This is a genomic window from Rubrobacter taiwanensis, assembly GCF_004337705.1.
GTDB classification, from domain to species: Bacteria; Actinomycetota; Rubrobacteria; order Rubrobacterales; family Rubrobacteraceae; genus Rubrobacter_C; species Rubrobacter_C taiwanensis.
The window spans coordinates 120005-143438 of sequence record NZ_SKBU01000015.1; the positions used below are offsets into that span (position 1 = coordinate 120005).

Genomic DNA, 23434 nt, shown 5'->3' on the forward strand with positions numbered 1-23434 from the left:
CGGCTACCTTACACGCCCGCCCTCATCCCCGGCATCCTCCGGCTTCTGCCAGGGCCAGCGCCACTCCGGAGCGACGAACTGCGGGGCCCGCGCCAGCACGATGGCCGGGATGAGGAAGTAGATGGCGAGGTAGACCCAGTAGGCGTAGCCGAACTGCAGGATGAGCTGCGCCCGGAACGGGATTATCTCCAGCACGAACGAGTAGAGCGCGATCCACCACCAGTACTGGAAGAAGAGCGCGATCATGGTCGCCACCAGGTATCCCGCGAGCCGCCGGGTGGGGTTCTGGATCCTGTACACCCTCGGGTACAGCGCGGCCAGGATCAGGACGTGGATCGTGAACCCCGGCCAGCCGAGAATTCCCACCTGCCCGGTGATGGCGTCCACGAAGGCCACTATCGTCCCGACTATCGGGCCGCCGATCATGGTGGCGAGCGAGATCCAGATCCCGCTCAGGCTGAAGTTGACGCCCGGCAGATACCCGGGGATCGTGATCTGCAACAACTCGAACGCGCCGGCTATCGCACCGAAGATCACGGTGATCGCCACCTGCCGCGCACTCAGGATGGGCTGGCGCTGGACGAGCTCGGTCTGCCTTGTAGACTGCACTTCTGTACGCTCCTTGATCGGATGTATTCGCCCCCGCCGGACCACCGGCAAGAGAGCGTCACCGGAATTACCTGAACCGCCGCAGCAGACCTGAGACGCACCCGCGCCACAGAAGCGGAACGCAGATCATCGCCTCCCCCTTTCTAATCCCCTCTAGAACCACTACCTGAAGAGCCGCGGCGTCAGGACCCACAGCACCTGAGCCGGCTCGTCCGAAGGATTGTGAATCGCGTGCGGCACCGTGGATTTCACGTGGATGCTGTCGCCGGGACCAAGCCGGTACTCCCGGCCGTCTACGAGGTAGATCAACTCCCCCGATAACACGTACGCGAACTCCTCCCCTTCATGAGTATACGGCTCCTCGAAATCCTCGCTGGGCTGCACGGTGACCAGCAGAGGCTCCAAAACCAGCCCCGGCCCCCGCGGAGAGAGCATCTTGTACGTGCGCTCGCTGGAGATCATCTCCAGCTTGCTGTTCTCCTCAGCCCGAACTACGTGCGGCAGAGGATGCCTCTCCTCCATCGCCCGCTCACCCGGTAGAAAACTGGCCATGTCGGCGTCAAGCGCCCGCGCCACGTTGTAAAGCGAGGTGATAGCCAACGCCGAACGCCCCCGCTCGACCAGCGAAAGGAACCCGCTCGAAAGCCCCGACCGCTCACTCAGCTCCTTCAAGGACATCCCCCGCTCTTTCCGCCGCCGCCGGATCGCCGCCCCAATGGCCCGGATCTCCTCCTCGCGCCCAGTACCGCCCGTATCGTGGCCGGAACCCCTCGTCAATGACACCCGCCCTCCCTTCCCCAGCTGTTTTACTTGCACAAAACTTTACGGTAAATAATTTTGTCACATTAAAGAAACACCTGCAACAAACCGGTGGAGTTTTTTCTGGAATTCCTGTGGTGGGTCTCGGCGGCGGAGGCGCTGGAGGTCTCCCCGGGCTACCGGTGGGAGTCTGGCGGGTTCGGGGAGAAGGTAAGTTTTCTCACCCGTTCTCTCTCGAAGACGGCCTCGGCCGTTCCCTCTGTCGGCCTGGGTTCTGTTCCGCCGGAGTGTTGGGGAGAGACCTTCACGGTCCAGGTTACGGTCTCGCCTGCCACCTGTTTTCTGGTCAGGTCGAGACGCACGCTCTCATCTCCGGCCAGGTATCTCCGGGCGAACTGCTCGATCTCCCGGCGTCCCTGGTAAGTACTGTGCTCTCCGAAGAGCGGCCGCTCTAGGTGGATCTCGGCGTCCCCGGTGAAGAGCCCGGCCACGGCGCGGGGATCGCGTGAGGCCCACGTTCTCTCGAAGGCCAGTGCTGCGAACAGTTCCCCGGCGCGCTCTTCGCCGTAGGCCATCATCCGGCGGATGAAGGCGGGATTCCGGTCCAGCTTCGAGGCGGCGCCCAGCGGCCAAGACATCTCGATCCGCCGCAGCACGACCGGGCGGTACTCCTTGCCGTTCTTGAGGCGGAGCCGCCGGTCGCGGGGGCGTTCGCCCTCGCCCAGCTCTTGCACGAGCTCGTTGATCTTCTCGACGTAGTGCAGCTCCTGGTTCAGCGAGATGTTACCTGCGAGTGCGTTGCGCCGATCCATGACATCCACCACCGAGGCGGGTTCGTCGCCGGGACGCGGGCTCCACGGCCGGGGTGCCATCCTGCTGGGGTTTATCTGGATCACCCACACCTCGTCGGGGCGGGCGTCGAGCAGCTCACGGATCGGGGGATTCTGGGAGAACAGGCCGTCCCAGTAGACGCGCTCGCCGATGCGCACGGCCCGAAAGATCGGGGGTATGGCGGCCGAGGCGAGCACGGCCTCTACCCCTATGCCGTCCCCGGGCTCGTCGTTGAAGACCCAGGAGGGCTCCCCGGGGCGTCTTCTATGGCTCTTGAAGACCTTAAACTCCCCGGAGAGGACGTCCACGGCTCCGATGAAGAGCATGGGGCTCACGGGCGTGACGAGCCTCTCGTCTATCCGCTCGAAGAGGACATTGCGCTCGAGCGACCGGCGCAGCCGGCGCTGCCAGTAGTCCGAGAAGGCGTTGGGGCTACCCTCGATCAGCACACCGGTCGCCTTCTGCCAGCGCATCCACCCCACAAGCCAGTCGTTAAGGAGCCGTTCCGGCAGGTCCGTGGCGGCATTATCCCGGAGCCAGAAACCGTCGAGCAGCCGGCCCGCCTCCCGCGCTCCGGCCTCTCCCGCGCCGCGCTCCAGCAGGGCGTACCATGCCAGAAGAGCGCACACCGCCCCTCCGGAGGTCCCGCTGAAAGCCACAAAGTCGTACTTCTCGTGTCCCCGGGCGAGCAGCCCCTTAAGAGCTCCGGCCGTAAACGAGGTATGGCTTCCACCGCCCTGGCAGGCTATCGCGATCCGCTTCCTCTCACCGGATTGCATCTTCTCCTTTCCGCGTACATCGCCTCTACTTCAGGGTAGCGCCCCCCGATGCGGAGATCACCGTTGCGGAGAGCCGCCCGACGCTGCACAATGATTCCATGGATACTATAGACACGCGCCGGCGCAGCCGCAGGATACTGGAAGGCAGAGACCGGGCTCCGGCCCGTTCGTTCCTCAGGGCCATTGGGTTCTCGGACGAGGATCTCTCGCGCCCCATCGTGGGGGTGGCGCACACCTGGACCGAGACCATGCCCTGCAACTTCAATCAGCGAAGACTGGCCGAGCGCGTAAAGGAGGGCGTGCGCGCCGCGGGCGGCACCCCGATGGAGTACAACACCATCTCCATCTCGGACGGCATCACGATGGGCACCGAAGGCATGAAGACCTCGCTCATAAGCCGGGAGGTGATCGCCGACTCCATCGAGCTCGTGGGCCGGGGCCACATGTTCGACGCCGTGGTCGCCATCGTGGGTTGCGACAAGACCATCCCCGGAGCGGCGATGGCGCTCCTGCGGCTGGACGTACCGGGCATCGTCGTCTACGGCGGCTCCATAGCTCCGGGCCGCTTCAAGGGCCGGGACGTCACCATCCAGGACGTCTTCGAGGCCGTGGGAGCCCACGCCGCGGGCAAGATGACCGACGAGGACCTCCGGGAGCTGGAGGAGTCCGCCTGTCCGGGGGCCGGGGCCTGCGGCGGCCAGTACACCGCCAACACGATGGCCATGGCGCTGGAGTTCCTGGGCCTCTCGCCGGTCGGCTCGGCCAGCCCGCCCGCCACCGACCCGCGCAAGGACGAGGTCTGCGTGGAAGCCGGAAAACTGGTGATGGATCTGCTACAGCGGAACTTCAAGCCCTCGGACTACCTCACCCGGCAATCGTTCGAGAACGCCATCGCGGCCATCGCCGCCAGCGGCGGCTCCACCAACGGTGTGCTGCACCTGCTGGCGCTCGCCCGCGAGGCGGGAATACCGCTGAAGATAGAGGACTTCGACCGGATCAGCCGCCGCACCCCTATCATCGCGGACCTCAAGCCCGGCGGGCGTTACACGGCTTTCGACCTGGACCGGGCCGGAGGCACGAAGCTCTTCGGCAAGCGCCTGGTAGACGCCGGGCTCGTAGACGGCGCGCAGCTAACCCCCACGGGGCGCACCCTGGAAGAGGAGACCGCCGGGGCCGAAGAGACGCCGGGGCAGGAGGTGGTGGTGAGCGTCGAGCAACCGCTCAAGCAGACCGGCGGGCTCGTGATCCTGAAGGGCAACCTGGCTCCGGAGGGGTGCGTGATCAAGGTCGCCGGCCACGAGCGCCTCTACCACCGGGGCCCGGCCCGCGTCTTCGAGTCGGAAGAAGAGGCGATGGAAGCCGTCACCCACGGCCGGATCAACGCCGGCGACGTGGTCGTGATCCGGTACGAAGGCCCGAAGGGCGGCCCCGGAATGCGCGAGATGCTCGGGGTTACCGCCGCGCTGGTCGGCCAGGGGCTCGGAGAGTCGGTCGCGCTCCTGACGGACGGCCGGTTCTCCGGAGCCACCCGCGGGCTCATGGCCGGGCACGTCGCCCCGGAGGCGGCGCACGGCGGCCCCATCGCGGCCCTGCGCGAAGGAGATACCGTCGTCTTCGACATCGAGAACCGGACGCTCAGCGTTGAGATACCAGACCGGGAGCTCGAAGCCCGGCTGCGGGAGTGGGTGCCTCCGGAACCCCGCTACCGGACGGGAGTGATGGCCAAGTACGCCGCACTCGTGAGCTCGGCCTCCGAAGGAGCCGTCACGAACCCGGATCTCTAAGCGAGCCCCTACTCCGGAACCGGCACGCCGAGGTGGTCGTAGGCGCGGCGCGTGGCGATTCGCCCCCGGCTGGTGCGCTGGATCAGGCCGGACTGCAGGAGGTAAGGCTCGTAGACGTCCTCCACGGTGTCCCGGGCTTCACCGAGAGCAACCGCGATGGTTCCCAGGCCCACCGGCCCGCCGTCAAACTTCCGGATTACCAGCTCCAGGTACTCCCGGTCCACCCGGTCCAGGCCCAGTTCGTCCACCCCAAGCATCTCCAGCGCAGCCCGTGCGGTAGCCTCGTCTATGAAGCCGCCGCCCCGCACCTCCGCGTAATCCCGGGCGCGCTTGAGCAACCGGTTCGCGATGCGCGGCGTCCCCCGGCTGCGGCCGGCGAGCTGCCGCGCCCCGCCCTCGTCTATCGGGATGCCGAGGATCCCGGCATTGCGCTCCACTAACCGCTGCAGCTCTCCGGCCGAGTAGTAGTCGAGCCGGCTGGAGAACCCGAAGCGGTCCCGCAGCGGCGAGGTTATGAGGCCGGTGCGGGTGGTCGCTCCCACCAGGGTGAACCTCGGCACGTCCATGCGGATCGTGCGCGCCGAAGGCCCCTGGCCGAGAACGATGTCTATCTCGAAGTCCTCCATCGCCGGGTAGAGCACCTCCTCGACGGCGCGGTTGAGGCGGTGGATCTCGTCTATGAACAGGAAGTCCCCGTCCTCAAGCGAGGTGAGGATCGCCGCGATGTCGCCCGCGCGCTCCAGTGTGGGACCGCTGGTGATGGAGATGTTAACCCCCATCTCGTTGGCCAGAATGCGGCAGAGCGAGGTCTTCCCGAGCCCCGGTGGGCCGGCGAGCAGCACGTGGTCCAGTGGCTCCCCCCTCCGCCGGGCGGCCTCCACGAAGATGCGCAGGTTCTCTTTGAGCTGCTCCTGCCCGATGAACTCCTCCAGCGTGCGCGGCCGGAGCGAGAGGTCGTCGTCCCCGGCGTGCAGCTCCGGGTCCAGCGGGTCCACGCCGTTTTGGAACTCTTCCACCTAGCGCTCGCTCCCTATCTTGCGCAACGCCGCCTTCACGTACTCCTGCACCGAGTCCTGCTCGGGCACATCCCGGAGTACCTGCTCGGCCTCCTCCAGCGAGTATCCCAGACCGGTGAGCGCCTCCCGCGCCTCCAAGTACGCGCTTCCTGCGCCGTTGCCCGAGACCTGCGGTTCGAACGGGACGAAGTCTTTCCCCCTGAGCTCCAAGACCAGCCGCTCGGCCGTCTTCTTCCCAAGCCCCGGCACGGAGGCCAGCTTCGTCACATCCCCGCGCCCCACTGCCTCCGAGATCTGGGCCGGAGAGAGCGCCGAGAGCACCGCGAGCGCCAGCTTCGGCCCCACCTTGCTCACGGCGGTCAGGGCGTCGAACGAAGCCCGCTCCTCCCTCGTAGCAAACCCGAAGAGCTGGATGGCGTCCTCCCGGACGACCATCCGGGTGTGCAGGACGCACTCCTGCCCCACCCGCGGCAGCTTTCTCAGGGTGGAGAGCGGCGTGGCAACGTAATATCCTACCCCGCCCACGTCTAGGACGGCCCCCTCACCGCTCTTCTCTACCAGCTCTCCGCGCAGACGGTGTATCATGCCCCAATTATCCGGCATGATCCCTTACTTTCCCACCGCCATCCTGGCGTTCATCCGGGTCGAGAAAGCGTGGCAGACGGCTATGGCGAGCCCGTCGGCCGCGTCGTCGGGCCTGGGGATCTCCTTCAGGTTCAGCAGCGTTCGCACCATCTCCTGCACCTGCCGCTTGTCCGCCCGACCGTAGGAGGTTATAGCCTGCTTGACCTGCAGCGGCGTGTACTCGTAGACCTCGGCCCCGCACCGGTAGGCGGCCAGGATCGCCATCCCGCGCGCCTGCCCGACGGTGATGGCGGTGGTTACGTTGGTGTTGAAGAAGAGCTCCTCGATGGCCACCGCGTCCGGCCGGAAGGAGCGCACCAGCTCGGTAACGCTCTCGAAGAGGCGGTTGAGCCGCCGCGGCATGATCCAGCCCGCAGGGGTGGTGATGGTGCCGTGATCCAGATACCGCAGCTTCCTCCCCTCCTGACGCACCACCCCCCAACCCATCCGGGCCGTGCCGGGGTCTACGCCGAGCACCGTAATGCCGCGCCTGCCCTCCATGCCCTAGAGGTTAGCGCGCCGGAGCGCGCTCTGCACGGGGCACAATATCTGGTGGGCACACCGGAGCTGCGCAACCACCCGGAGGGTGTCAGGATTTTTCGCTCACGACGGATGACATTACTTCTTCGGATATGTCGAAGTTGGCGTAGACCTCCTGCACGTCGTCGTTCTCTTCGAGAGCCTCTATCAGGCGCAGGGTCTGCCTCGCGGTGGATGCGTCCAGCTCCACGGTGTTCATGGGCTCCATCGAGAGCTGAGCGCTCTCGTACTCTATCCCGGCCTCCTCAAGCCCCCGGCGCACGGTCATGAAGTCGCTCGCCTCGGTGACTACCCGGTAGTGGCTCCCGTCCAGCTCCACGTCCTCGGCTCCGGCTTCGAGGGCGGCCTCCATCAGCTCATCCTCGCCCACGCTGCCGGCAGGGACCAGGATCACGCCCCTCCGCTCGAAGAGGTAGGAGACCGAGCCGCTGGTCCCCAGCTTGCCGCCGTGCTTGGAGAAGAGGTAGCGCACGTCCGAGGCCGCCCGGTTGCGGTTGTCGGTGAGCACCTCGACCAGCACCGCAACCCCACCCGGGGCGTAGCCCTCGTAGGTTATGCGCTCGTACGCCTCGCCCTCGGCACCCGCACCGATGCCCCGGGCTATGGCGCGCTCTATGTTGTCATTGGGCATGTTGGCGTCTTTGGCCTTCTGGATTGCCAGAGCCAGCGCCGGGTTGGCCTCCGGATCTCCCCCGCCTTCGCGCGCCGCGACGGAGATGGCCCGCGAGAGCTTGGCGAATAGCGCACCGCGCCGGGCATCCTGAGCGCCCTTCTTGCGCTTTATGGTAGACCACTTGGAGTGACCGCTCATATGCCGCACACCTCCTGCAGGAAGTACTCGTGGAACCTGGTATCGTCCGTCAGCTCCGGGTGGAAGGCGGTGGCGAGCACCCGCTCGCCGGCGGCGGCCACTATGCGGCCCTGGACCTCGCTCAGCACCTCGACGCCCGGCCCGACCTCCTCGAAGAACGGGGCGCGGATGAAGACGCCGGGGAACGGCTCGTCGAAGCCCTTCACGTCCAGCTCCCGCTCGAAGGAGTGCACCTGCCGCCCGAAGCCGTTGCGCTCCACCAGGGCGTTCATGAGCGCGATCAGGGGCTGCGGCGGCCCCGTAGTGGCCGAGGCCAGCAGCACCATCCCGGCGCACGTGCCCCACACCTTCCCGTTCCGGTAGTAATAGCTGCGCACCGCGTCCAGGAGTCCGTTCTCCAGCATCAGCTTGCCGATGGTGGTGGACTCGCCGCCGGGGATGATGAGGCCTGCCAGGTCTTCCAGCTCCTCCGGCCGGCGTACCTCCACGGGCTCCACGCCCAGCCGCTGCAGGATCTGGACGTGCTCCCGGAAGTCCCCCTGCAGGGCCAGAACCCCTACTCTGTCCCCGTTACCAGCCACGGACCGCCAGCCGCTCCTCCAGCTCTCCCACGCTGCGCCCGACCATCGCCTCGCCGAGCCCCTTGCTGGCCTCGGCGATGGCCCGCGGATCCTTGTAGTTGGTCGTGGCCCTGACTATCGCGGCCGCCCGCTTTACCGGATCTCCGCTCTTGAAGATGCCGCTGCCGACGAACACGCCGTCCGCCCCGAGCTGCATCATCATCGCCGCATCCGCCGGCGTGGCTATACCCCCGGCGGTAAAGAGCACCACCGGCAGCCGCCCGTTCTGCGCAACCCACTTCACCAGCTCGTAGGGAGCGCCGTGCTGCTTGGCCGCCGACATCAGCTCCTCCTCCCCGAGGGTGGCAAGCCGCCTTATCTCGCCGGTGATCGCCCGCATGTGCCTGACCGCCTCGACCACGTTGCCGGTGCCGGCCTCACCCTTGGAGCGGATCATGGCCGCCCCCTCGCCGATGCGCCGCAGCGCCTCCCCAAGGTTCGTAGCCCCACACACGAAGGGCACCTTGAAGGCCCACTTGTTTATGTGGTTCGCCTCATCGGCGGGTGTCAGCACCTCCGATTCGTCTATGTAGTCCACCTCCAGCGCCTCAAGCACCTGCGCCTCGACGAAGTGCCCGATGCGCACCTTGGCCATGACGGGGATACTGACGGCGGCCTGGATCTCGGCGATCTTCTCCGGATCGGCCATCCGTGCCACGCCGCCTTCGGCCCTTATGTCCGCCGGCACCCTTTCGAGCGCCATTACCGCCACCGCGCCGGCCTCCTCGGCTATCTTCGCCTGCTCGGCGCTGGTGACGTCCATGATGACGCCGCCCTTGAGCATCTGAGCCATGCCGCTCTTGACCCGGAACGTCCCGGTCGACTGCGCGTTCTCCGCCATATCCACTCCCGGATTTATCAGGGGTTTATCAGGGATTCTCGGAGATTATTCTACTACTCCGTCCGGCGGCAACCAATCGCCCCGCTACTCTATGTCTATGCGCTTGCGCTGCGGATGCGGAACTTCCTCGGTGCGCTTCGGAAGGGCGAGCTCGCGCACGCCCTTCAGCACCTCGAACCCGGCCCGGCGGAAGTGATCCTCCGCTTTCCTGCGCCGCTCGCCGCGCACCAGCGCGTATGCTATGAGCCCCAGAAGGGGATGTCCGCTACGCCTGTTTCTCATCCAGCCTCACCCTCAGCTTTCCTTCTTCCAGCTTCGCTCTTACGGCCTGCAGGCGCGCCAGGGAATCGGGCAGCAGGATGTTCCTGCGATGCCCACCGACGCGTACGAAGAGCTCTGCCCCGCGCTTAGAGAGAGAGAAACCTCTCCCTTCTCAACCAGCGGCAGGTTCAGGACAACCTCATACCCGCCGGCACCGTTCTTGACGATCTCGTGCGTCGCGCCCCGGAAGAGCATCCCCAGCGGCTCTATGCCGCCGAAAATGTCCTCCGCGAGCGCCGATAAGGCCTCCACCCCATACATCTCGCGCTCGAAGAGGCGGGCTTTGAGGATCGGTATCGGAGCGAAGGACTCCTCGATGGCGCGCAGATGGCGCTCCTGGGCCTCACGCCAGCGCGCGAAGTACGGGTCCGACACTTCTTCGGGGAGCACCTTATTTACCACCACAGCGTCCACCCCGTAGTCGTAGAGGTTCAGATAGGCATAGGCCCGGCGGGCCTCGGCGATCACCATCTTCTCCGCATTCGTGACCAGCCTCACGCTGGCGTTCTCTCTGTCGGTGAGGATCTCCTCGACCCCGGCTATCGCTTCATAGAACCTCTGACCGGCGGCGAAGACGCTGTCCTCCGGTAGCGGCGGCAGGGCCTTCGTGCGGCGGGCGAAGGGGCGCGCAATCTTCGCCACCCGGCGGTGGACGGGCATGATCTTCTCGACGTACCAGCTCATCTGGTCCGGGAGGCTGAGGAGCTTGAGCGTCTCCCCGGTTGGCGCGGCATCGAGGATGAGGGCGTCGTAGCGGCCCTCCCGGTGGTGCCGGCGTACCGCGAGGAGTCCGAAGACCTCGTCCATCCCCGGGAGCATCGCCAGTTCGTCGGCGGCCACGTCTGCGGTGCCCTGCCACTCGAAGACCGCGGTGACATAGTTCCGGATCTCGCCCCAGTACTCCTCGATCATGACCGACCGGTCCATCTCCTGAGCCCACAGCCCGCTCTCCATCTCTTTGGGCTCCGGCCCGATGGGCGCATCGAAGGCGTCTGCGAGCGAGTGCGCAGGATCGGTGCTCATCACGAGCACCCTCTTTCCGCCGCGCGCGGCCTTCAGCGCCGTCGCGGCAGCGACGCTCGTCTTCCCGACACCGCCCTTGCCGGTGTAGAGAATCGTCCTCATAACGGGATTCTATCCCGGAGCCGGGCCGCCGGCGCTACTCTCTGCGCCGCTGGGCCTCGATGGTGTATACGGCCTCCGGGACGGCTTCCAGCCGTCCCCGGGGGATGGGCTCTCCGGTCTCGTCACAGATACCGTAGGTCCCTTCCTCGATCTTCTGCAGGGCCCGCTCTATGTTCTCCAGCCGCCGCGCGAGCTGGCGGCCGACCGTGGCCTCCATCTGACGGGCGTGCAGGTGCTGCCCTATATCCCCCCGGTCGGCGAGGTTCTCCCACTCCTCCTGCTGCGCCTGCTCGGTATGCATGCGCAGGATCTCCTCCCGCATCTGCTCCAGCCTCTTTCGCTGCCGTACAATGAATTCCTGATCCAGTTCCGGGTTAGCCACAGGCCACACCTCTCTCCCAGAATAGCCGGTCTTACCGCATTCTAGACTATCTCAGACGCCCGCCAGCCGCAGCGCCCGCACATCCGCAGCTCCCACGGCGAACGCCGCAACCTGCATCTCGCGCCGGAAACGCTCCAGCCACCGCACGACCGCTCCCGCCGACTCTGTTGCGGGAGCGAGCAGCGGCATCGCAGCTCCGGCCATGTCCGCCCCGAGAACCAGCGCCTTGACCGCATCCACCCCGGTTCGCACACCACCAGCCCCGATGACGAACTTCTCCGGGCACGCCTCGCGCACCACCCGGATGCTCTCGGCCGTCGGGGTTCCGAACTCGTCGAAGGCATCCAGATCCTCCCTCCCCCAAACGCGCTTCTCCACCTCCAGCCAGGAGGTCCCCCCGGCTCCCCCAACGTCCACGCCCCACACGGGCATCTTCCCCAGCAGCTCCGCGATCCTCTGCCCGATCCCGAACCCCACTTCCTTGACGATCACCGGAACGGGCAGCGCCCCGGCGACCTCCCCGATCTTCTCCGCCAGCCCCCTCCAGTCCGTGTCCCCCCCGCGCTGGGCCACCTCCTGCAGCGCGTTGAGGTGCAGGCATATCCCGTCGGCCTCGACCATCTCCACGAGCCTCATGCACTCCCCGACCCCACATCCGCGGTTGAGCTGCACGGCCCCCAGGTTCGCCCACAGCGGCACGTCCGGACAGAGCTTGCGCACCCGGAAGCTCTCCGCAGCCTCGGGAACCTCCAGAGCGACCCGCATGGAGCCCAGACCGAGCGCCACCCCGCACTCCTGAGCGGCCCGCGCCAGATTGCGGTTTATGGTGCCGGAGAGCCGCGCCCCACCGGTCATCCCGCAGACCATGAACGGCATCGAGAGCCGCCGCCCCAACATCTCGCACGAGAGATCCACCGCCTCCAAGTCTACCTCCGGCAGACTGGCATACGGCAGCCGTACCGCCTCAAAACCGGTGGTCAGCACCGGATGCCGCACATCCTCCTCCAGGCACACCCGGATGTGCTCCTTCTTGCGCCGCGCCAGCGTATCCCGAGGCTCGCTCACAGGCCCATGATACTACTGCCCGCCCCACTCCCACACCAGAGACAGCAATTCCACAAAACATACCCTCTTGCGAATGCTTGACAACTCGAACACCCCGCATGTAAGCTGTTCGCATGTTATTGACATTGGATCTCATTACTAACAATCGGAGGTTGCGGAGGTGTTGAGGTCTGGTGGTCTTCTGGGGGTGGGGGTTGCGCTACTGATATTCGCCTTCGGTTGTGGAGGAGGTTCTGGGGAGGCGGACCGGCTTACGATCGCTGTACCTCAGGACGTTGGTCCGCTCAACATCTTCGCTCAGCACGAGGAGCCGCTGACGGAGCTGGTCTATGACAAGCTGTTAGCGCCGTCACCTTATGTGGAGGAGCCGCGGCCATGGCTGGCGGAGAGTGTGGAGCGGATAGATCCCGAGACGTGGGAGGTTACCGTCAGAGACGGGATCACCTGGCACGATGGAGAGCCGTTCGCGGCCGGGGACGTAAAGTTCACCTTTGAGTATTTCCTTGAAGCTCCGACCGGGCGTTGGACGCATCACATCAGCGAGGTTCCGCACGTCGAGGAGGTTGAGATAGTAGATGAGAACACGCTGCGGCTCTCGTGCGCCTACCCGTGTCCGGAGTTGGGGCCGGTGACGCTGGCGGATCTGCCGATCCTGCCCCAGCACATCTGGGAGGATGTGCCTGGGGATCGGGCGGCGACCTATAACGAGTTGCCGGTCGGAACCGGACCGTACAGGCTGGTCGAGTACAGCGCCGAGCGGGGATACCGATTTGAGGCCAACGAGGACTACTTCGCGGGCAGGCCGCTTGTGGACGAGCTGGTGATGCCGATCATCGAGGATACAGCGGCGACCTTCACGGCGCTCAGATCCGGCGAGCTCGACGCCGCCGCGCGCAACGTTCCACCGGAGCTGGTCCCGGAGTTCGAGAGCTCGCGGGCCATAGCGCTGGCCGAGACCGCCCCGCTGCAATTCGATGAGATAAGGATCAACTACGAGCGCGAGCCCTTCGACATACCGGAGTTCCGACAGGCATTCTCTTTGGCGGTCGATCGCCGGGAGCTTCTGGACACGGTCTTGCTCGGACAGGGACGTCCCGGTACGCAGGGGTATCCACACCCTGACTCTCCCTGGACCAGTCCAGACAACCGGCAGCCATACGATCCGGAGCGTGCCCGGCAGATACTCGATGGTCTAGGGTTCGTTGACCGCGACGGCGACGGCGTACGCGAGACGCCGGACGGGAATCCCTTGGAGTTCACCATCAAGGTCGCCGGGACCGAACCCTCGCAGGTACGCGCCGCCGAACTGGTAGTGAAGCAGCTCGGCGAGGCCGGCATCTCCATGACGGTTCAGACCCTGGATCCCGGCGCCATGGGAGAGCTCTTCACCTCGCGCGACTTTGACACCAGCCTGGGCACGATCACGGCTCACGGCGTGGCCGATCCCACCCAATTCATCATGTCCCACCGTTCGGGATACCTCTGGAACCTGCCAGAGGTTCCATATCCCGAGATGGAAGCCCTGATCGAGGAGTGGATGCAAGCCACGACCGTAGAGGAGCGTACCCGCATCTCCTTCGAGATGCAGGAGCTTTTCAATAGTCAGCCTACATCCATCGTCCTGTACTACCCCGAAGAGCGGTGGGCCTACCGTCCCGACGCCCACGACGGCTGGGTGGAGTCGCCGGGCTACGGCATCGTGCACAAATGGTCGTTCCTGCCCGAGGAGGTCGGCAATGAAGCCAACGCGATCACCGAGCGGTTCTAGTTCGCCGAGCAAGTCCGCCCGCATCGCAATGCTCGACACCGGGCTCGGCACGATGCCCCATATGAAATACGACTTCATCCGTGAGAGAGTCGAGTCTCTCGACATGTACGAACTACCGGAGGCAGAACTGAGCCCCTATGTCGCCCTCATGATCACGGGCAATGTGGACCAGGAATTGCTGTATCGGGAGCGGAAGAGGATCCAGGACTTCCTCGACTCCGGGAAAGTCCTCGTCTTCAGCGGCCACCTCTCGCGTGAGTGGCTGCCCGGAGCCGGAACATTCGTGCCGAAGGAGATCCGCTCCTTCCAAGACTACGAGATCCACAAAGCCAAGGACCACCCTATCTTCGAGGGCGTGGAGACAAAAGACCTCACCTTCCGCCGCGGTGTCGCAGGCTTCTTCGCCCGCGGGCACAACCCGCCGCCCGAAGGAGTCGAGGTGATCCTCACGCTCCCCGGCGGGGAGCCGGTGGTCTACGTGGACCGGCGGAGCACCCGGGGTGTCATCTTCGTCTCCGCCTGTTACGACCTTCTCGGTTTCGGACTCGACAGGCTATACAGCGACGACGCCCCGGAGACCACGGCGAGCCTCATCGCGCCGCAGCTTCTGGCCTGGATCGAGAAGGAGACCTCATGAAGAAGCTCGCCGCCGTCTACGGCGGCTCCGCCCCACACCACCGCGCCCTCAACGAGCCCAAGTACCGCCGCTGGCTCTCCGGGCTCATCTACCTGCCCGACCTTCCCGGAGCCGACCTCGACGGCTTCGACGGCCTTCTCATCCCCGAACGCCTCCACAGAGGCAAGCTCGACGAAGCGGCGGGCTCCGTGCTCGCTTACCTGGACCGCGGCGGCACCGTGCTCGTCTTCAGCGGCGGGGAGCATCCTCCGGTGTGGCTACCCGGACTCAAATGGGAGCACCGCCCCACAAACTTCTGGTGGTGGCTGGAGCCGGGTGCAGACCTCGGCTTAGTCTGCCACAACCCGGACCACAGCCTCTTCGGCTACATCGAACTCGACGACGCCACCTGGCACTACCACGGCCTGCTACACCCACCAGAAGGAGCGGAGACCCTCATCGCTCTGCGAGACGAGGGCGCGCTGCTCTACATAGACCGGGTCAGTACGCCCGGCACGCTGCTCGTCACCACCCTGGACCCGCTGTACCACTTCGGCTCTTACTTCATGCCCGCAACCGAACGCTTCCTGGACGGGTTCTTGCCGTGGGTGGTCAGAGAGTTGCTGTGAGAGCGCACCGAAGGGCCTGGCGGTGCCTCCGGGAAGATTAGGAAACCGAATAGGACAGTACGTCCTCGTCCTCTGGGTTGCGCTGACGCTCAACTTCCTCCTGACCCGCGTGGCCCCCGGAGACCCCATAAATTACCTCCTCGGCGACGAGGTCAACGCGCTCACGCCGGAGCAGAGGGAGCAGGTGTTGAGCCAGTACGGCCTCGATGAGCCCTTGCTCGTGCAGTACGGCATGTACTGGGTGAACGTGGCCCGGTTCGAGCTCGGCACCTCGGTCCGGTTCGGGCAGCCGGTAGCCGACGTGCTCATAGACCGCCTGCCGTGGACGCTGCTCCTGGTAGGCTGCGCGACGGTACTCAGCACCTTCATCGGTATCACGGCCGGCACCATAGCCGCCTGGAAGCGCGGCAGTGCCCGCGACACGGGCCTGATGGTGGGCATCCTCTCTCTGGAGGCCATGCCGGGGTTCTGGATCGGGATGATCCTGATCTCCGTCTTCTCGGTCACCCTCGGGCTGTTCCCGACGTACGGCGCCGTCTCGCTCGTGAGTCTCGACGGGCTGGCGCACGTGTGGGACGTCGCCCGCCACCTGGTCCTGCCCGTCATCGCCATCACGCTGGCGACCAGCGGTAGCGTCTTCCTGCTCTCCCGGGCCTCCATGCTCACGACGCTGGGCGAGGACTACACGACCATGGCCGAGGCCAAAGGCGTCAGCGAGCGCGGCGTCGTCTTCCGCCACGCCCTGCGCAACGCGCTTTTGCCCGTCTACACCAACTTCACGCTGAGCCTGGGTACGCTGGTCAGCGGCGCGGTCGTCATAGAGACCGTCTTCGCCTACCCGGGGCTGGGACGGCTCATCTACGAGGGTGTGCTCGCCCGGGACTACCCCCTGCTGCAGGGGGCCTTCCTCCTGGTCACGGTGGGCGTGATCTCCGCCAACCTCCTGGCGGACCTCACCTACCCGTTGCTGGACCCCAGAGTGCGCCGGCCGGGAGCGAACCGGTGAAGCAGTCCGGAGCAACGCCCGGCTCGTGGATCCCGGACCGGCGCAGGATACCTGCTCTGGGCGTGGTCGGGCTCGGGATAATAGGGTTCTTCACGCTCGTGGCCGTACTCGCGCCGCTTCTCGCCCCCTACGACCCCAGCGCCCGGGTAGCGCCGCCCTTCGCCGCGCCGAGCCTCGCCCACCCGCTCGGGGCTAACGACGTCGGGAACGATCTCTTGAGCAGCCTCATCTTCGGCACCCGCATCTCGCTCGTCGTGGGCGTCGCGGCAGCGGTAGCCGCGACCGTTATCGGCACCGCGGTCGGACTGGCCTCCGGGTACTTCGGCGGCGTAACAGACGCGGTGCTGATGAGGTTGGTGGATGTCGCGCTATCCCTGCCCTTCCTGCCCCTCATGATCGTGATAGGAGTCTTCCTCGGACCGGGGCTCTCGACGGAGATCATCGTGATCTCCAGCGTCATCTGGGCCGGAGCGGCCAGGGAGTTGCGCTCCCAGGTGCTCTCGGTCAGCCAGCGGGACCACGTCCGGGCCGCCCGGGCGATGGGTGCGGGAGGGACCTACATACTCCGCCGCCACCTCCTGCCGGCGGTCTTCCCGCTCGTGATCCCCCAGTTCGTCCGCGCCGCGAATATAGCTATCCTGCTTGAGGCTTCCCTGAGCTTTCTGGGCCTCGGGGACCCCATCAAGCAGAGCTGGGGCACGATCCTCTTCTACGCCAACGCCCGCAGCGCCTTTCTTACGGACGCCTGGATCTGGTGGGTCGTCCCGCCCGGGCTCTGTATCGCCCTCGCGGTCCTGTCCTTTGCTTTTATAGGCTTCGCTCTGGAGGAGCGCACCCGGCCCCGGTTGCACGCGCTCGCCCCTGCTCAGGTACGCCGCAGCCTCCCGGCCCAAGGTCCGCGCCGGGGAGACTGCCTGCTCGAGATCGAAGCCCTCACAATAGAGTACGGAGAGCGGCGGGCCGTAGACGGGGCAAGCCTGAAGCTGCCCCGGGGACGTACGCTCGGCGTCGTGGGGGCTTCGGGTAGCGGCAAGAGCACGCTGGTCTTTGCGGTCATGGGCCTGCTGCGGGCCCCGGCACGTATCACTTCGGGCCGAGTCTTGCTCGCCGGGGAAGATCTGCTGGGAGCCCCGGAGAAGCGGCTGCGCGAGCTGCGCGGCGACCGGGTGGCGCTCGTCCCGCAGACAGCGATGAACGCGCTCAACCCCATCCTCCCCGTCGCGAACCAGATCGCCGAGGCCATCCGGCTCCACCGCCCGGTGAGCCGTAAGACCGCCCGCGAGCGGGCGCTAGAGATGCTGGAGGCGGTCGGCATCCCGCGCGCGCGGGCCGGAAGTTACCCGCACGAATTCTCGGGCGGCATGCGCCAGCGCGCCGTCATCGCAATGGCGCTGGCCAACGAGCCCGACCTGTTGGTCGTGGACGAGCCCACCACAGGCCTCGACCCCCGCATACAGGGCGAGATCCTCCGACTCCTCAAACGCCTCCAGAGAGAGATGAACCTCGCCATCCTCCTCATCTCCCACGATTTGCCGGTAGTGAGCCGCACGGTGGACACTCTGGCGGTGATGCAAGAGGGCAGGATAGTCGAGGCGGGACCGGCGGATGAGATCCTCTCCCGCCCCCAACACCCGTACACCCGCCGTCTCTTGCAGGCCGCCCGGCCTGAGCGCCTCCGCCCCCCACTCACCTCTACCGACAGGACACCGCTGCTCCGGCTCGAAGGCGTCTCCAAAGCCTACCGGAACGCCATTGCAGCCGACAGAATAAGCTTCGAGGTCCGGGAAGGAGAAGTAGTGGGCCTCATAGGAGAGAGCGGGGCCGGCAAGAGCACCCTGGCCTGCATGATCCTGGGCCTCGAACGCCCGGATGCAGGACAGATACGGTTCGAAAACCGAGTTCTCAACGACCTCTCCCGGCGCGAGCTGCGAGCCGCGCGCAAGCGCCTGCACCTGGTCTTCCAGGATCCCTACCAGTCGCTGCCCGAACACCTGCGGGTGCGTGAGATAGTATCCGAACCCCTGCGCATCCACGGCGAGCCAAAGGTCGAAGACCGGATGCAACAAGCTCTGAGAGAGGTGGACCTGGACCCCGCTCGCTACGCCGAACGCTACCCTTCAGAGCTCTCCGGCGGCGAGCGCCAGCGCGTGGCCCTCGCCCGCGCCGGGGTGCTGCAGCCACGCCTCGTCGTGCTGGATGAGCCCACCTCCATGCTCGACGCCGGGCTGCGCAAAGATCTGCTAGAGTCGCTGGAGCGCCTCAAAGAAGACCTTGGAGTCTCCTACCTGTGCATCACGCATGACCTGCTCCTCGCCCGCGCCTTCTGCGACCGGCTGGTGGTGCTGCGCCGGGGACGGGTTGTGGAGCGCGGCCCGGTGGAGTCGGTTATCCGGAAGCCGAAAGAACCCTACACCCGGCAGCTCGTGCGTGCCGGGCTGCCGGAAGAGAACCGCGCTACGTAAAGGGGGACGGCCCGCGCTTCGGATCCGGAAGAACGCCTCCCAGCTCCCGCGGCGGCCCGCCGAGCTCGCCCTGCACCCGCTCCAGAAAGGCGCGGGCGAGATCCATTCGGCCCCCGGCGAGAGCCCGCACCGCCAGCTCCGCCGACTCGCCGTCTACCTCTCGCAGCGCGGGGACGGTTCTGCGCGGGTTCGCCGGCCACTCGCCCTTGAGCCGGATCAGGGCGTCCGCCCCGAACCGGACGGCCTGCGCCAGCAGCAGCGCGAGCGTCGCCCGTTCATCCAGCTCTTCGCTCTGCGCACGCTCCAGCAGCAGTCTCCGCAGGTGCTCCAGCTCGAAGCTCGCGTACCGCCGCTCCTCCGCGCTCATCGGGGGCGGTCCCTTGCGGTAGAGCTGCCGGATCTCCGCCACCAGGCGCGCGAAACGCCCCTCCGGGTCGTACAGTATCCGGGCCTCCGCCCAGGCCGGGACCACTTTCTCAGGCAGAGTCTCTTCCTCCACGGCCTTCCAGACCTCCACCTCGCTCTTGAAGAGGACCTCCACCGGCCACCCGTGATAAAGGAACGTCTCTACCCGCTCGGGGCTCTCCCCTTCAACCAGCGCCACCATGTCCAGGTCGCTCCCCGACCGCGCCTCGCCGCGGGCGAACGAACCGACCAGAGCTATTCCCGCCAAGCCCGCGCACCGCCGCAATTGGGCCACCAGCGGCTCTATGTCGGGACGCTCCCCTACCACTCCTCACACACAAAACAACGCCCCGGCGCAGCTGCTGCGCCGGAGCAATCTCCGGGCAATAAAAATGGGCGGCGACCTACTCTCCCACAGGGTCCCCCCTGCAGTACCATCGGCGCTGGCGGACTTAACTTCTCTGTTCGGAATGGGAAGAGGTGTATCCCCGCCGCTATCGCCACCCTTTCTAAAATATTTACTTGTAAATCCCCCGCGAGAGAGGCGCCTGAGCTTTGAGAACTGCATAGCGCATCGAGCAATAGCATTAAGCCCTCGGCCTATTAGTACCACTCGGCTCAATGCGTCGCCGCACTTACACCTGTGGCCTATCAACCTGGTGGTCTACCAGGGGCCTTACCCCCTAGAAGGGGGGGAGACCTCATCTTGGGGTGGGCTTCCCGCTTAGATGCCTTCAGCGGTTATCCCTTCCGCACATAGCTACCCGGCGGTGCCCTTGGCAGGACAACCGGTACACCAGAGGTGCGTCCACTCCGGTCCTCTCGTACTAGGAGTCGCTCCCCTCAAGTCTCCTGCGCCCACGGAAGATAGGGACCGAACTGTCTCACGACGTTCTGAACCCAGCTCGCGTAGCGCTTTAATGGGCGAACAGCCCAACCCTTGGGACCTACTCCAGCCCCAGGATGCGCTGAGCCGACATCGAGGTGCCAAACCGCTGCGTCGATGTGAACTCTTGGCAGCGATAAGCCTGTTATCCCCGGAGTACCTTTTATCCGTTGAGCGACGGCACTTCCACTCGTTACCGCCGGATCACTAAGCCCGACTTTCGTCCCTGCTCGACCCGTCGGTCTCACAGTCAAGCTCCCTTATGCCTTTGCACTCTGCGCACGATTTCCGACCGTGCTGAGGGAACCTTTGGGCGCCTCCGTTACCGTTTAGGAGGCGACCGCCCCAGTCAAACTGCCCGCCTGACACTGTTCCCCACCCGGATCACGGCGCGGGGTTAGAACACCAACACACCCAGGGAGGTATCTCAAGGACGGCTCCACCGAGACTGGCGTCCCGGCTTCCCAGCCTCCCTCCTATCCTGCACAAGGTGTGTCAGCATCCAATGCCAGGTTACAGTAAAGGTTCACGGGGTCTTTCCGTCTTTCCGCGGGTAATCGGCATCTTCACCGATACTACAATTTCACCGAGCCTCTGGTCGAGACAGCGCCCAGATCGTTACGCCTTTCGTGCAGGTCGGAACTTACCCGACAAGGAATTTCGCTCGGACACTCCCAACTGTTTCCAGAAGGGCCGGACTTTATCTTAGCTGGCCTCGATTCACCTGCGCGGCGAGGCGTCGAATCTCTTCAACACCCTCCGCTGTCAGATGATCGCCCGCCTCCATCATCAACAGGATGCGGCGGAACTTTTGAAATTCCACGCGCTTCCTGGACTTCAGCGGGTGCTTAACGAAGAATGGAACGATGTGCCGGAGCAGATGCTCCTTACCCCTCACGCGGTAGGCCATCCGGTCACCGTGGTCCTTGCGAACCACGCCGCAACCGAAGTAAGCCTTCAGCGCGTACAGAAGCTGCACATCGCGCTCGTGCCGCACGACAGTGAATTCAGGCAGAACCTGATATCCGGCGCTCATCTCGGGATGCTCGTTGATCCCGACGAAGAAGCAACCTTCACCATCCACGAAGCCTGTTATCCACCCTGCGTCAAGCTTCATCGGCCAACCCCGAACGTAAAGTCTCTGAGGGTTCCCGCTGCAGCTGCGGGCCTTCCCTGCGGATTGTCCATGTATCCGCCGGATTTTTACTGCCGATATAAGTATACCGGCTAGTACCGGACGGCTTTAGGAGTTCCCCGCATATGGTTCGGTTTTACTAAGGCTAGCGTTACTAACCTTAGGACGGTTATAGTTACCGCCGCCATTGACCAGCGCTTCGGTCGGGAGCTTCGCCCGAAGGCTAACCCCCTTCCTTAACGTTCTGGCATTGGGCAGGCGTCAGCCCCTATACGTCGTCTTTTCGACTTAGCAGAGACCTGTGTTTTTGATAAACAGTCGCCTGGGCCTATTCTCTGCGGCTCCGGACAGCTCTGGGCCGCGTGGACCCTCACCGTCCAGAGCTCCCCTTCTCCCGAAGTTACGGGGACAGTTTGCCGAGTTCCTTGACCAGAGTTCGCTCGATCGCCTTAGTGTTCTCCACTCGCCCACCTGTGTCGGTTTGGGGTACGGGCACGTGCGTGACTCGCTTAGAAGCTTTTCCCGGAAGCATGGGTTCAGCCACTTCGCCCCGAAGGGTTTCGGCTCACTCCTCAGGCCTGTAACGGGGCCCGGATTTTCCTGGTCCCCGCCCTACGAGCAAGCCCGTGGTCGACCAGCGCCACGGTTGGCCTACCCTTCTCCGTCCCTCCATCGCTCAGACGCCACGCCCGTGGTGCAGGAATATCAACCTGCTGTCCATCGCCTACGGCTTTCGCCCTCGGCTTAGGTCCCGACTAACCCTGGGCAGATTAGCTTTACCCAGGAACCCTTGGGCATTCGGCGGACAGGTTTCTCGCCTGTCTTTCGTTACTCATGCCAGCATTCTCTCTCCTGATGCGTCCACGGCTCAAGCTCACGCCGCCGCTTCATCCGCGACAGGATGCTCCCCTACCACTCCAGCACAAGGCCGAAGTCCGCGGCTTCGGCAAACGGCTTAAGTCCCGCTGAATTTTCGGCGCAACACCACTTGACCAGTGAGCTATTACGCACTCTTTAAATGATGGCTGCTTCTAAGCCAACATCCTGGTTGTCTGTGCAGCGCCACATCCTTTGCCACTTAGCCGTTATTTAGGGGCCTTAGCCGGCGGTCTGGGTTGTTTCCCTCTCGGGACCGAAGTTTATCCCCCGGCCCCTGACTCCGGCGCTCTAACGTCCACGGTCTTCGGAGTTTGTCTGAGATTGGTAACCTTGTAGGGCCCCGCACTCAAACAGTGCTCTACACCCGCGACGAAACACGCCAGGCTATACCTAAATATATTTCGGGGAGAACCAGATATCGCCGGGTTTGATTAGCCTTTCACTCCTATCCACAGCTCATCCGCCCGGTTTTCAACCCGAGTCGGTTCGGCCCTCCACGAGGTCTTACCCCCGCTTCAGCCTGGCCATGGATAGCTCACCCGGTTTCGGGTCTGCGGCACCTGACTAGACGCCCTGTTCAGACTCGCTTTCGCTGCGGCTCGCTCCGTAAAGCTTAACCTCGCCAGGCACCAGCAACTCGCTGGCCCGTTATGCAAAAAGTACGCCGTCACAGCAGTAGAACCGCTGCTCCGACCGCTTGTAGGCGTATGGTTTCAGGTACTCTTTCACCCCCCTTGCGGGGTACTTTTCACCTTTCCCTCACGGTACTGGTTCACTATCGGTCACCGTTAGTATTTAGCCTTGCGGGGTGGTCCCCGCGGATTCGATCCGGGTTTCACGTGTCCGGACCTACTCAGGTACCAGGACAGGGAGTCGCCCGAGTTTCGCCTACGGGGCTTTCACCCTCTGCGGCCGAGATTATCCATCCCGGTTCGGCTACCCGCGCGATTTGTAACTCCCCGGCCGCCCTGCGGAGCGGCCACGCCCGGCCCTACAACCCCGCCCTCGCAACGCCCGCAGGCTTCCACGAGGGTCGGTTTGGGCTCCTCCCCTTTCGCTCGCCACTACTCAGGGAATCGAGGCTTTCTTTCTTTTCCTCCGGGTACTAAGATGTGTCAGTTCCCCGGGTTCCCTCCTCGCACCCTATGCGTTCAGGTGCGGGTGACGGGAAATGACTCCCGCCGGGTTTCCCCATTCGGAGATCCACGGATCACAGCCCGCCTGCGGCTCCCCGTGGCTTATCGCAGCTTGCCACGTCCTTCATCGGCTTCCGGTGCCAAGGCATCCACCATACGCCCTTAGTATCTTAATGCTCTGGATGCTCGCGCTATGCAGTTCTCAAAGACCAGGCACCTTCGCTCTCGCGGGTGCAAAAGAAGTCGGCTCCAGGGCTCAAAGACCCTGAAAACTGAACAGCAGCTACTCACCCTCACCGGAACCGGTCGAAGTATCCTAGGGCGGATCGCCCCGGAAGCGGCGAGCTTGCACTCAAGCCTCTCTCCCGAAGTTGGGCGTCCGTCCGGTCGAGCGTCTCCGCTCTA

General features: G+C 65.0%; 21 protein-coding genes and 2 rRNA genes. 6 read left to right on the forward strand and 17 right to left on the reverse strand.

What is annotated here, in order from left to right; translation table 11 throughout:
* Nucleotides 1–3: 3 nt before the first annotated feature.
* The 3 genes from E0L93_RS08255 to E0L93_RS08265 all read right to left on the reverse strand — a co-directional run bounded on the left by E0L93_RS08255 (nt 4) and on the right by E0L93_RS08265 (nt 2978).
* The gene (locus E0L93_RS08255) at nt 4–609 is read right to left on the reverse strand and encodes a hypothetical protein (protein ID WP_132690829.1); all 606 of its coding nucleotides are present in this window, start codon (nt 607–609) and stop codon (nt 4–6) included.
* A gap of 162 nt (nt 610–771) precedes the next feature.
* A complete protein-coding gene (locus tag E0L93_RS08260) occupies nt 772–1386 on the reverse strand; it encodes a cupin domain-containing protein (protein WP_132690831.1) in 615 nt (204 codons plus the stop codon).
* 158 nt (nt 1387–1544) lie between these two features.
* Complete coding sequence (locus E0L93_RS08265; RefSeq protein ID WP_132690833.1) at nt 1545–2978, reverse strand: patatin-like phospholipase family protein; 1434 nt, start codon at nt 2976–2978, stop codon at nt 1545–1547.
* Nucleotides 2979–3076: 98 nt separating this feature from the next.
* Between E0L93_RS08265 and ilvD the strand changes: the two genes are divergently transcribed.
* Nucleotides 3077–4762 carry a dihydroxy-acid dehydratase gene (gene ilvD, locus E0L93_RS08270; RefSeq protein WP_132690835.1) on the forward strand — a complete coding sequence of 562 codons (1686 nt, stop codon included), beginning with the start codon at nt 3077–3079 and terminating at the stop codon, nt 4760–4762.
* Nucleotides 4763–4770: 8 nt separating this feature from the next.
* Here the strand turns inward: ilvD and ruvB are convergent, their stop codons facing one another.
* From ruvB to fni, 11 genes are all read right to left on the reverse strand, one after another.
* A complete protein-coding gene (ruvB, locus tag E0L93_RS08275) occupies nt 4771–5778 on the reverse strand; it encodes a Holliday junction branch migration DNA helicase RuvB (protein WP_243638162.1) in 1008 nt (335 codons plus the stop codon).
* Entirely contained in the window at nt 5779–6363 is a 585-nt protein-coding gene (ruvA, locus tag E0L93_RS08280) for a Holliday junction branch migration protein RuvA (RefSeq protein WP_132690837.1), read from the reverse strand.
* Nucleotides 6364–6387: 24 nt separating this feature from the next.
* On the reverse strand, nt 6388–6885 hold the full coding sequence (gene ruvC, locus E0L93_RS08285) for a crossover junction endodeoxyribonuclease RuvC (RefSeq protein ID WP_132691332.1): 498 nt from the start codon (nt 6883–6885) through the stop codon (nt 6388–6390).
* A gap of 106 nt (nt 6886–6991) precedes the next feature.
* Nucleotides 6992–7753, reverse strand: a complete 762-nt coding sequence (locus tag E0L93_RS08290) for a YebC/PmpR family DNA-binding transcriptional regulator (protein WP_132690839.1) — start codon at nt 7751–7753, stop codon at nt 6992–6994.
* Nucleotides 7750–8334, reverse strand: a complete 585-nt coding sequence (pdxT, locus tag E0L93_RS08295; protein WP_132690841.1) for a pyridoxal 5'-phosphate synthase glutaminase subunit PdxT — start codon at nt 8332–8334, stop codon at nt 7750–7752. The genes E0L93_RS08290 and pdxT overlap by 4 nt, the downstream gene beginning before the upstream one ends.
* Nucleotides 8324–9214, reverse strand: coding sequence for a pyridoxal 5'-phosphate synthase lyase subunit PdxS (gene pdxS, locus E0L93_RS08300; protein WP_132690843.1), 891 nt, complete (start codon nt 9212–9214; stop codon nt 8324–8326). Before pdxS ends, pdxT begins: the two co-directional genes overlap by 11 nt.
* Nucleotides 9215–9298: 84 nt before the next feature.
* Complete coding sequence (locus tag E0L93_RS08305; RefSeq protein WP_132690845.1) at nt 9299–9496, reverse strand: hypothetical protein; 198 nt, start codon at nt 9494–9496, stop codon at nt 9299–9301.
* The gene (locus E0L93_RS16575; RefSeq protein WP_424511426.1) at nt 9480–9575 is read right to left on the reverse strand and encodes a hypothetical protein; all 96 of its coding nucleotides are present in this window, start codon (nt 9573–9575) and stop codon (nt 9480–9482) included. Before E0L93_RS16575 ends, E0L93_RS08305 begins: the two co-directional genes overlap by 17 nt.
* On the reverse strand, nt 9536–10660 hold the full coding sequence (locus E0L93_RS08310) for an ArsA family ATPase (RefSeq protein WP_165874245.1): 1125 nt from the start codon (nt 10658–10660) through the stop codon (nt 9536–9538). Before E0L93_RS08310 ends, E0L93_RS16575 begins: the two co-directional genes overlap by 40 nt.
* A gap of 34 nt (nt 10661–10694) precedes the next feature.
* A complete protein-coding gene (locus E0L93_RS08315) occupies nt 10695–11042 on the reverse strand; it encodes a TraR/DksA family transcriptional regulator (protein WP_207890382.1) in 348 nt (115 codons plus the stop codon).
* Nucleotides 11043–11093: 51 nt separating this feature from the next.
* Complete coding sequence (gene fni / locus E0L93_RS08320) at nt 11094–12107, reverse strand: type 2 isopentenyl-diphosphate Delta-isomerase (protein WP_132690847.1); 1014 nt, start codon at nt 12105–12107, stop codon at nt 11094–11096.
* Nucleotides 12108–12267: 160 nt separating this feature from the next.
* Here fni and E0L93_RS08325 point away from each other — a divergent pair, with 160 nt between their 5' ends.
* The 5 genes from E0L93_RS08325 (at nt 12268) to E0L93_RS08345 (ending at nt 18588) form a co-directional block, all read left to right on the forward strand.
* Nucleotides 12268–13875 (forward strand): ABC transporter substrate-binding protein, encoded by a 1608-nt coding sequence (locus tag E0L93_RS08325; RefSeq protein ID WP_132690849.1) that lies wholly within the window; start codon nt 12268–12270, stop codon nt 13873–13875.
* A gap of 61 nt (nt 13876–13936) precedes the next feature.
* A complete protein-coding gene (locus tag E0L93_RS08330; RefSeq protein ID WP_132690851.1) occupies nt 13937–14512 on the forward strand; it encodes a phosphate starvation-inducible protein PhoH in 576 nt (191 codons plus the stop codon).
* Entirely contained in the window at nt 14509–15120 is a 612-nt protein-coding gene (locus E0L93_RS08335) for a hypothetical protein (protein WP_132690853.1), read from the forward strand. The genes E0L93_RS08330 and E0L93_RS08335 overlap by 4 nt, the downstream gene beginning before the upstream one ends.
* Before the next feature lie 22 nt (nt 15121–15142).
* A complete protein-coding gene (locus E0L93_RS08340; protein ID WP_132690855.1) occupies nt 15143–16126 on the forward strand; it encodes an ABC transporter permease in 984 nt (327 codons plus the stop codon).
* Nucleotides 16123–18588: an ABC transporter ATP-binding protein/permease gene (locus E0L93_RS08345; RefSeq protein ID WP_132690857.1), complete on the forward strand. Its 2466-nt coding sequence runs from the start codon at nt 16123–16125 to the stop codon at nt 18586–18588. Before E0L93_RS08340 ends, E0L93_RS08345 begins: the two co-directional genes overlap by 4 nt.
* Here the strand turns inward: E0L93_RS08345 and E0L93_RS08350 are convergent.
* The 3 genes from E0L93_RS08350 to E0L93_RS08360 form a co-directional block, all read right to left on the reverse strand.
* Nucleotides 18581–19321, reverse strand: coding sequence for a nucleotidyltransferase domain-containing protein (locus E0L93_RS08350; RefSeq protein ID WP_132690859.1), 741 nt, complete (start codon nt 19319–19321; stop codon nt 18581–18583). The genes E0L93_RS08345 and E0L93_RS08350 overlap by 8 nt on opposite strands.
* Before the next feature lie 63 nt (nt 19322–19384).
* Nucleotides 19385–19501 (reverse strand): 5S ribosomal RNA (gene rrf / locus E0L93_RS08355).
* A gap of 75 nt (nt 19502–19576) precedes the next feature.
* Nucleotides 19577–23205, reverse strand: a 23S ribosomal RNA gene (locus E0L93_RS08360).
* Between the last annotated feature and the right edge of the window lie 229 nt (nt 23206–23434).

Coding starts and splice junctions, on each gene's coding strand:
- E0L93_RS08265 (WP_132690833.1), bottom strand. CDS start 2,978: ATGCAATCCGGTGAGAGGAAGCGGATCGCGATAGCCTGCCAGGGCGGT.
- ilvD (WP_132690835.1), top strand. CDS start 3,077: ATGGATACTATAGACACGCGCCGGCGCAGCCGCAGGATACTGGAAGGC.
- ruvA (WP_132690837.1), bottom strand. CDS start 6,363: ATGATACACCGTCTGCGCGGAGAGCTGGTAGAGAAGAGCGGTGAGGGG.
- E0L93_RS08290 (WP_132690839.1), bottom strand. CDS start 7,753: ATGAGCGGTCACTCCAAGTGGTCTACCATAAAGCGCAAGAAGGGCGCT.
- pdxS (WP_132690843.1), bottom strand. CDS start 9,214: ATGGCGGAGAACGCGCAGTCGACCGGGACGTTCCGGGTCAAGAGCGGC.
- E0L93_RS08305 (WP_132690845.1), bottom strand. CDS start 9,496: ATGAGAAACAGGCGTAGCGGACATCCCCTTCTGGGGCTCATAGCATAC.
- E0L93_RS08310 (WP_165874245.1), bottom strand. CDS start 10,660: ATGAGGACGATTCTCTACACCGGCAAGGGCGGTGTCGGGAAGACGAGC.
- E0L93_RS08330 (WP_132690851.1), top strand. CDS start 13,937: ATGAAATACGACTTCATCCGTGAGAGAGTCGAGTCTCTCGACATGTAC.
- E0L93_RS08335 (WP_132690853.1), top strand. CDS start 14,509: ATGAAGAAGCTCGCCGCCGTCTACGGCGGCTCCGCCCCACACCACCGC.